This is a genomic window from Psychrobacter sp. W2-37-MNA-CIBAN-0211, assembly GCF_040309405.1.
GTDB classification, from domain to species: domain Bacteria; phylum Pseudomonadota; class Gammaproteobacteria; order Pseudomonadales; family Moraxellaceae; genus Psychrobacter; species Psychrobacter glaciei.
Window position 1 is genome coordinate 1 of sequence record NZ_JBEOOU010000296.1, and the last position, 264, is coordinate 264.

1 protein-coding gene is annotated in these 264 nt (G+C 73.1%); it reads right to left on the reverse strand.

Annotated features, from left to right (window positions below; all coding sequences use genetic code 11):
- A partial coding sequence (locus tag AAEY72_RS15305) for an EscU/YscU/HrcU family type III secretion system export apparatus switch protein (protein WP_352311439.1) occupies positions 1 to 264 on the reverse strand: 264 nt, incomplete at both ends.

The window sequence follows — 264 nt, forward strand, 5'->3', positions numbered from 1 at the left end:
GGCTCGCGCTGCCGGCCGCCGACAGCATCCGGTGGGTGTCGAACGCGGTCGCGCGATCGAACGTGAACGCGCCGCGCAGCATCGCCTGCAGATGCGCGCCCGACGGGCCCGCGAGCAGCCATGCGCCGTAGAACCCCGCCGCGAGCAGTGCGAACGAAGCCAGTTCGCGCGAACGCGCGACCTGCCCCTCCTCGCGCGCCTTCTCGCGGCGCCTGGGAGTGGCGGCTTCGGTCTTGTCGAGATCGCTCTCGTCTGCCACGGGGC